The following is a 7,071-nucleotide window of genomic DNA, read 5'->3' as shown; positions in this document are numbered from 1 at the left end:
AGAGAAGCGGCTGCGTTTCATGTCCTGGTCCTCTCGATGGCCAGAACGAACTTCAAACCGGATTAGATCAGAGGGGCAAGGTCACGGCGCACGACGATCACACGCAGCTGCGCCGGAACGATATCGAGCCGCTCGCTCACGTCCTCGCCGATCCGATGCAAGCCATTGCGGCAGCATGGGCAGGCATGGTCCTCGATGTCGACGATCATTTCCACCCGCGGCAGATGGGATGGCAACGCGCCGCGGTTCGTCCGGCGCTTCCTGGCGCGCTCCAGGCGCTCTGCGGGAGATGCTTGTTCGTTCTCTTCCTCGTCGGCGGCCTCGATCTGCTCGGCCTCTTCGAGCCCCAGCAGCAATTGATCCTCGGGCAGCGTCTCGGCACGCCGGCCGAAGCGGTGACGCTGCAATTCCTTGATGATCTGGACCAGACGGGCATTCTCGACGTCGCGCGCCAGGACCATCGCCTTCAGCGCGTCCGGATCGTCGGGAAGCTGGTCAGCCGTCATCGCCATGAGCGGATCAGACCATATTCGCCGACAGCCCGCGACAGCGGAATCCAGGCTGATTCACTTCGTCGCGGGTCAGCCCGCCTGGGCTGGAACGCGGGTCCGGCGCGCCTCGTGGACTCGCCGCCAGTCCAGCCCTTCGAGTAGCGCCGACAGTTGCGCGGCCGTCAGCCGCATCATGCCGTCATGCACTTTCGGCCAGCGAAACTCCCCATCCTCCAAACGCTTGGCATAAAGACAGACGCCGGTGCCATCCCAGAAGATCAGCTTGATCCGGTCAGTCCGCTTCGCCCGAAAGACGTAGACAGCTCCGCTGAACGGATCGGCCCCCATTGTCTCTCGCACCAGCGCCGCCAATCCCTCCGCGCCCTTGCGGAAGTCGACGGGCTTCGTCGCCACCATGACCTTGACCGCACCCGTCGGCCCGATCACGACGTCGCCTTCAGCGCGCGGATCACTGCGGCCACCGTCTTGGCATCGGCGCCCCGGCCGACGCGCATCGCGATGCCGTCGATCTCAAGCTCGATCAGGCCGGCATCTCGAGTGGCTTGCCGTTTCCGCTGCTTCGGTGAACGGCTCGCTACAGGTTCCGCCGCCGCCACAACCGCCGGCACAAAGGCAGGAGAATCTTGCTGCACCGAAGTGGCCTGTTTGCGCGCTTCGCGGCGCCAGGCGAACACCTGCTGCGGCCTGAGACCATAACGCCGGGCAACTTCGGAAATGATTGCGTTCGGCTCCAGCGTCTCCGCGACGATCCGCGCCTTGTCATCCATCGACCAGTGACGCCGGCCGCCAGCACCGTTGATCACCTCGAAACGCCGAAGCTGCCGCTCCGGGTCAAACGTAAGGTCAAGTCCAGACACAAGCCGATCTCCGATCCCAATACAGAATCGGCAACCTCACAGATCGCGACCACTCCCGAAAGGTGGTCCCACAACAGCGCTTACGATTTATGTCTCGGACCGGCGCGTCTCTCGGCAAACTCAGCCAAGGATCATGTCGTGCGCTTTGTACGAGCCCGCGCACCAGGCATTGGCTAAAGAGCGGAACCTGACACGAGCGCAGTCACCGCCCAATTTCGGCATCAGGAACGCCGCCTGGTGAAGCGCATCATTCCCTGCGCAAAGAAGCCCGCCACCTTGCAAGTGACGGGCTCCCGGGCCGCAAAGCCAGGAGAGTGTTGTCTGAGCCTCACGGCCCGATCCGACACTCCCGAACGCTCTCCTTAGCGTCGCGCAATGAGCATGCAAAGCTGACGCAGATCGCTGTCATACGTGCCTTCGCTGCTGAGTACGTCGGCACAGCGCTTCTTCATGCGGATCAATTGGCTGCTCGACAGCTGGGCCACCACGGTGGGCACGCTGGGCGTGCCAGGCGTTCCAGGTGTCCCCGGCGTGCCGGGAGTGCCAGGCTTGCCGGGAACGGTCCCGCCGCCAACGCCGACACCGACGCCCGCGCCGACACCGCCCGTGCCCCCGACATTGACGCCGACGCCCGCTGTAACGCCGCCGGTCCCGCCGATATTTGCGCCAGCCCCAGCGGTGACGCCCCTCCTGCCGCCTATGTTAGCGCCCGCGCCAGCGGTCACGCCACTCGTGCCGCCTATGTTTGCGCCAGCCCCAGCGGTGACACCACTCCTGCCGCCTATGTTAGCGCCCGCGTCAGCGGTCACGCCACTCGTGCCGCCTATGTTTGCGCCAGCACCGGCGGTGACGCCGCTCCGTCCACCGATGTTAGCACCGGCTCCGGCGGTAACGCCCCTGCTGCCGCCTATGTTAACGCCGGTACCGGCATTCACGCCACTGCGGCCACCGATCGAAGCGCCGGCTCCCGCGTTGATGCCGCCAGTGCCGCCGATCGAGGCACCCAGACCGGCCCTGATGCCGCCTGGGCCGCCAATTGATACACCAGCACCGACACCGACACCGGCCGCGCTGGAAGGAAGAGACAGAGACAAAATAACTGCACTACTGGCCAAGGCTGTGGCGAAACTCTTAGCGAAATTTGCCATAACACTCTCCTTTGGTAGTTACCTAACAGCAGCAGTTTGAATTCTTGCTACTTGGGCGACAACGAACTCAGAGAGGTTTTTAGTTGCTTGAGCACAACTGCATTTGAGATTGTGGCTTACGAGTAGAAAACCGTTTCGTTTCAATTTGAACGATTCTGAATGCAAGACTCCGGGGCTCCGGGGGATGCTTCACTATTCGTTAAGCATGTTCGAGGCCGTGATGGGACTGTCTCCAAGCGTCGTCGACACGTGTCGAAGCGCTCGGTAGGCGGGTAGGTATGAATCACCTGCCAGTAAGTGTCGCCCTCGCCATTTCGCTTGTCGTCGGTCTGGGCGTGGCGGCGATAGCGTCAAAGTATCAGACGGAAGCCTGCGGTATTCGATGTGTATCGGTCGTAAACGATGGGGCTCCTCTGAGGGGCACCCGCAACAGGGGGGAGGGTTGGACTGCAGGGAGGCTTTGAAACCCTAATCAGAAGGCGTAAGGACCCCTTGCTCCTTGGCCGCAGCCTCGAAGGCCTTGCGAGCCTCCTCAGGGGTCACTCTCTCCTCAAACGCGTCGATGCAGGCTTGGAGCGCCAGCTTCCACTTAGGTCCCCGCTTGGACCACTTCATGAGTTCCTCGGCGGCACCCTCGAGACTGTTGCACCCGTAGGTGACCCCAGGATGGTCGGTCTTTACGTGGACAGGAGGGGAAATCCAATGGGTTGCCATCACACCTACTACTCAGGAGAGAGATACATTTTGGCCTCCTTAGCGGCAGCCTCAAACGCCTTTCGTACCACCTGAAGGTCAACGGGATCGCCCTCCAAAGCTGACAGGCAGAGGGTCACCGCCTTGTGCCAGCGAGGTCCTCTCCGGGTCCACGTCTTTAGCTGCTCAAGGGCTGCCCTGGCATCGTCGCAGCAATGCCTATCACCGGACGCAGTCCTTACGAACACCGGAGGGACGAACCAATGGGTTGCCATGAGGGGAATGTAGGGCGGCTAGGGAGTTTCGTCGTCTCTGACCTTACCAATCGCCTCAAGTAATGAAGCTAGGGTTGGGGTTAGCTCTGTTTCGACTGGTCCAAACAGCTTCTGTACATGCCGACGATTGTCTTCGGTGCCGATCAACTCCCGAACGGCGTCTGCAAGGGACCTATGCCCAGCTTTTGTCGCGCTTTGTCATGTCGGCCGAGGTTCCCCGCCTGTCGCGCAACTCGCAGATCAGGGAATGGTTGCATTAGGCGTCAGAAATGTTTGGGAACTGGCTCGGGTAACTGGGTAACTGGCACATTCAAGCGCTACGCATGGCAGGAACTTGCGGGAAGAGCCGGCTGCCCGCACAGTCGTAGCGCCACACGCATTCGGGGAACAAATGCAGGCCCTCGCGGTTAAAGACTCGCAGGGGTCGATCCGTCTCGGTGCAGCCGCTGTGGGGTCGTCTATCCCTCCGTGGCGGCGGCCCCCTCTAGCCGAGCCCAATGCCAGATCGCCTGACCTTCAAGTCGCACGACCCAGAGCGGATGAAACTACGGCCGCTTCCGTTCCCGGCAGTTCGAACAGCATGGCCAGATGCCGACACTCGGCTTCGTCCACGATCAGCTCCTCGATAGTCGCGATGGAAAGATGGCTTTTGAGGCGCAGCCGGACAACCGCCGCGAGTTTGTGAACGGGGACCGGTACCGCCCAAGCGTGATGATCTAGCAGACTATTGATCTCAGCAACTACCTTTGGATCGACGGCATGGGGTAATGGCAGCATGGAAGCCTCCCGTTCGGGAGAATAACTATAAGCCGATGGGGACGATGAGTCTGGCCGGGTACGTTTTTAACCAAACATCGTGGGCAGTTCACGGCCAACACGTACTCACTCTTTGTCGACCTGATCGCATTCATCAAGCAAAGACTTATGCTTACGCGGCAGGTCCTCTTCTACCGGAAGATTTAGCGCCTTGTGAAGGTAGTCCCGGACGGCTTCTGACGCGATCCACCGTCGTATAAGATCGGCCCTAACCCTCTGCTTCCTTTTGTCGACCTGAACCATGGCCGAACCTACAGGCTACATACACCGGACCAGCTAGGGGCCGGGCTTGTTTCTCGGGAATGTTTGGTACAAAATTCCGAGTGGGTGGTCGGATAAGTGGCTCGCGTGCCCCCCCTGAACCCTTCATTTCCCAAGTAGCGCCTTGGAGACCGACTTGCTATGTACTCTTCGCGGCGTCCTCGACTGCCGACCAAAACTCTGTTGCTATCAGCCATGACGCGCGCGCCTGTTATAGTTTCATTGGAGCCATGACCCTCAGCTTCGTTGGGGTTCTGGCCTTCCGGTGGTTTGGCCTCTCGCGCTGGTCTCGTTAACTTCTTGATCACTCATCAGGGCGCCGGTCCTCTTTGGCGGCTAGCTGGGCCAGCAACTGGCGCGATGCTTCGATTGTCCGACGCGTCTCTTCGATAGTCGATTGAAGGTCGTCTACCTGACGCCACGCCCGCGCTTGGTATAACCGGGCACCTTCAAGGTGAAGACGATCAGGTTCCCATCGATTCATTGTCTGATGCGCGCTATGCGGTTCAGTTCGAATTTGACCACGATCTGGGCTAGCTGGTTGCCTGCTTCATCGCGGACTTGAATGCCAGCCTCGTGGTAGGTGCCATCGGGCAGCTTTTCTCTTGCGATTTCAAGCAGCGTTTTTGCTGCCTCGTCCTCCGCAGATTCCAGGCTCGGAAGCTCTGAACCTTCAGGGTCTGGGAAGGTCTCTCCATTGCTGGACAAGTCGAAGAAATAGCGCGGCATCACTCCTAACTAGGATTGCCGGACAATGTTCAATGTCTGTTTTTTACATAGAAAGAGCTAATCCACCATGTCCCGCAGGGGCTTCTTGCGTTTCGGCGGCCTGTATTTCTCCACCAGCCTGACCTTGTTGATGTCGATCGTCACCGGCGGTCCCTGTCGATGGTCACCTTGCCGCCTTCCTCTTCTATGCGCGCTGGATAGGTGAGTTCGATGGCCCGTCGCACGAGCTGGCCGCCATGGTGCCACCGGATCGATCGTTGAAGAGATCAGGTTTTCGTCAATTTGTGCCAGACCGACGAGGTTACCCTGCGGATCTCGGAACTGCCCAATCGTCACCGGGGTGCCGGGCGAGCGTTTCGGCCCAAGACTTTAGGCGCTCACAAACAGCTACCGCCCGGGAGAGCGCTGATGCTGCGACTCGGCGTGGTGACATCTGTCCATGTCGTGCGCGTCGAGATTCTGCCAGCACATCAGCCAATTGATGAAATGCTCGGTTGTCGGCCCGTGCGGTTTTCCCTTGTACCCGGTGGCGACGTTGCCAGTCCTGACCGGTTTCATCTGGCGTCCGTCTGGTACCCGTCAGTGGGCCTATGCGCGTCCAATGGCGATCTCGCTTACATTCCCAGATCGCCGCTTCCAGAGCCGGTCACACCCAAACAGACGAGGCCGTGCAGTCTGGCGACAAGAGCACGGTACCCACCGGTATGGGACCAGTTCACACCTTCGGCGATGCGATGAAGCTGATTTCTCAGGCCGCCGAATAGCCATGCACCGGTTCATGCGTCCTTTCACTCGCATCTCCCGCCCCTTTGCTCCGATGCACTTCGATGCCCGAACATCCGGCTGGAGGTTTGATCCCGATGAGATCGCGATCTTCGAATTGTCGGCGCACTGGCAACCATGGATCTGAGCCCCGAGCCTGATTCCGGCATCCTCAACCGACTGCCAATGTCACCGGCAGCAAAGGCTACGCCAGATCATCGCGATGGGGCATTTGCTGCGGCGGCGGAGTAGCAGATGTCAGGCGTTCAAGATTTTCGCTTCCTTGGCGGCGGTCAGAAATGCCACGCGGGCTACCTCCGGGGCGCTTCCGCCCCCGAGCACCTTCATGCAGGCCATTCGTGCCTGGATGCGGCACCCGGTCTCTCCAATGGGCCAGTCATACAGCAGCATTTCGGCGGCTTCGCGGGTGCTCGAAACACTGACTTTGCCCGAGGACAGCAACACGGTCACGGGTTTTTCGAACGTGCCGACGTCTCGTTCGCTGGTCATATTCTGGTTTCCTTTCACGATGTCCCGACGACCCTACGGGCGAACACCACATTTCGTTGCGTCACAATTGACTCGGTGCGCGAACATTCTGTGACAAGCTCCTTGCGACTGCATGCCTTTGGGGCCTGGCGACAACCGATGCTGGCGGCATTCCTGCCGCCATTGCCGAGGGGTGAGGATGTTGGTCCTCGGCCTCGATATCGAATTCGCTTGGTATGAGGCCGGCTCATCGCTCTCGTCGATCAAGACTGGCCTGATCAAAGCCGTGGCGAGAACGCCGAGGAGAAGGGGATCGGTCAGTTGCCAGCTTCGCGACAGGCCCGACTTCGTGGTGATCGAGCAGCCGATGGGCAACATGGTCTCATTCAAAACGTGGTCTCATTCAGGGAGACCGCCAATCTGCTTATGATGCGGTGGACGGCTTGAACCGCCCCGGGTTGATCGGAGGCTCCAACTCCTGAGAAGGTGGAGCCATGACAAGCAAGACGACCAACAAGTTCTCTCCCGA

At 60.2% G+C, this 7,071-nt stretch carries 8 protein-coding genes and 1 pseudogene; all 9 read right to left on the bottom strand.

The features are described 5' to 3' along the window. Positions 1-83: 83 nt before the first annotated feature. Positions 84-512: pseudogene (locus NKJ46_RS34170) on the bottom strand (IS66 family transposase); the annotation flags it as partial. A 69-nt stretch (positions 513-581) separates the two neighbouring features. Continuing rightward, positions 582-938: an IS66 family insertion sequence element accessory protein TnpB gene (tnpB, locus tag NKJ46_RS34165; RefSeq protein WP_023709031.1), complete on the bottom strand. Its 357-nt coding sequence runs from the start codon at positions 936-938 to the stop codon at positions 582-584. Further along, complete coding sequence (gene tnpA / locus NKJ46_RS34160) at positions 935-1,315, bottom strand: IS66-like element accessory protein TnpA (protein ID WP_352671686.1); 381 nt, start codon at positions 1,313-1,315, stop codon at positions 935-937. Before tnpA ends, tnpB begins: the two co-directional genes overlap by 4 nt. A gap of 416 nt (positions 1,316-1,731) precedes the next feature. Further along, positions 1,732-2,517: a hypothetical protein gene (locus NKJ46_RS34155; RefSeq protein WP_352671684.1), complete on the bottom strand. Its 786-nt coding sequence runs from the start codon at positions 2,515-2,517 to the stop codon at positions 1,732-1,734. 468 nt (positions 2,518-2,985) lie between these two features. Then, the gene (locus NKJ46_RS34150; RefSeq protein WP_352671682.1) at positions 2,986-3,231 is read right to left on the bottom strand and encodes a DUF982 domain-containing protein; all 246 of its coding nucleotides are present in this window, start codon (positions 3,229-3,231) and stop codon (positions 2,986-2,988) included. Positions 3,232-3,239: 8 nt separating this feature from the next. After that, entirely contained in the window at positions 3,240-3,485 is a 246-nt protein-coding gene (locus tag NKJ46_RS34145; RefSeq protein ID WP_352671679.1) for a DUF982 domain-containing protein, read from the bottom strand. A 516-nt stretch (positions 3,486-4,001) separates the two neighbouring features. Then, complete coding sequence (locus tag NKJ46_RS34140; RefSeq protein ID WP_352671676.1) at positions 4,002-4,262, bottom strand: hypothetical protein; 261 nt, start codon at positions 4,260-4,262, stop codon at positions 4,002-4,004. A gap of 780 nt (positions 4,263-5,042) precedes the next feature. Then, complete coding sequence (locus tag NKJ46_RS34135; protein WP_352671673.1) at positions 5,043-5,291, bottom strand: DUF6894 family protein; 249 nt, start codon at positions 5,289-5,291, stop codon at positions 5,043-5,045. 1,020 nt (positions 5,292-6,311) lie between these two features. After that, positions 6,312-6,563, bottom strand: coding sequence for a DUF982 domain-containing protein (locus NKJ46_RS34130; RefSeq protein ID WP_352671670.1), 252 nt, complete (start codon positions 6,561-6,563; stop codon positions 6,312-6,314). Between the last annotated feature and the right edge of the window lie 508 nt (positions 6,564-7,071).

The sequence above is a fragment of the Mesorhizobium sp. M0166 genome (assembly GCF_040322255.1).
Classification (GTDB): Bacteria; Pseudomonadota; Alphaproteobacteria; order Rhizobiales; family Rhizobiaceae; genus Mesorhizobium.
Note: the sequence above shows the minus strand (reverse complement) of the source record. Positions and strands in the feature narration are given on the sequence as shown.

Excerpts from the sequence above, each read along its gene's own strand:
- NKJ46_RS34155 (WP_352671684.1), bottom strand. The coding sequence starts at position 2,517 with ATGGCAAATTTCGCTAAGAGTTTCGCCACAGCCTTGGCCAGTAGTGCA.
- NKJ46_RS34130 (WP_352671670.1), bottom strand. The coding sequence starts at position 6,563 with ATGACCAGCGAACGAGACGTCGGCACGTTCGAAAAACCCGTGACCGTG.
- NKJ46_RS34150 (WP_352671682.1), bottom strand. The coding sequence starts at position 3,231 with ATGGCAACCCATTGGATTTCCCCTCCTGTCCACGTAAAGACCGACCAT.
- NKJ46_RS34135 (WP_352671673.1), bottom strand. The coding sequence starts at position 5,291 with ATGCCGCGCTATTTCTTCGACTTGTCCAGCAATGGAGAGACCTTCCCA.
- NKJ46_RS34145 (WP_352671679.1), bottom strand. The coding sequence starts at position 3,485 with ATGGCAACCCATTGGTTCGTCCCTCCGGTGTTCGTAAGGACTGCGTCC.
- NKJ46_RS34140 (WP_352671676.1), bottom strand. The coding sequence starts at position 4,262 with ATGCTGCCATTACCCCATGCCGTCGATCCAAAGGTAGTTGCTGAGATC.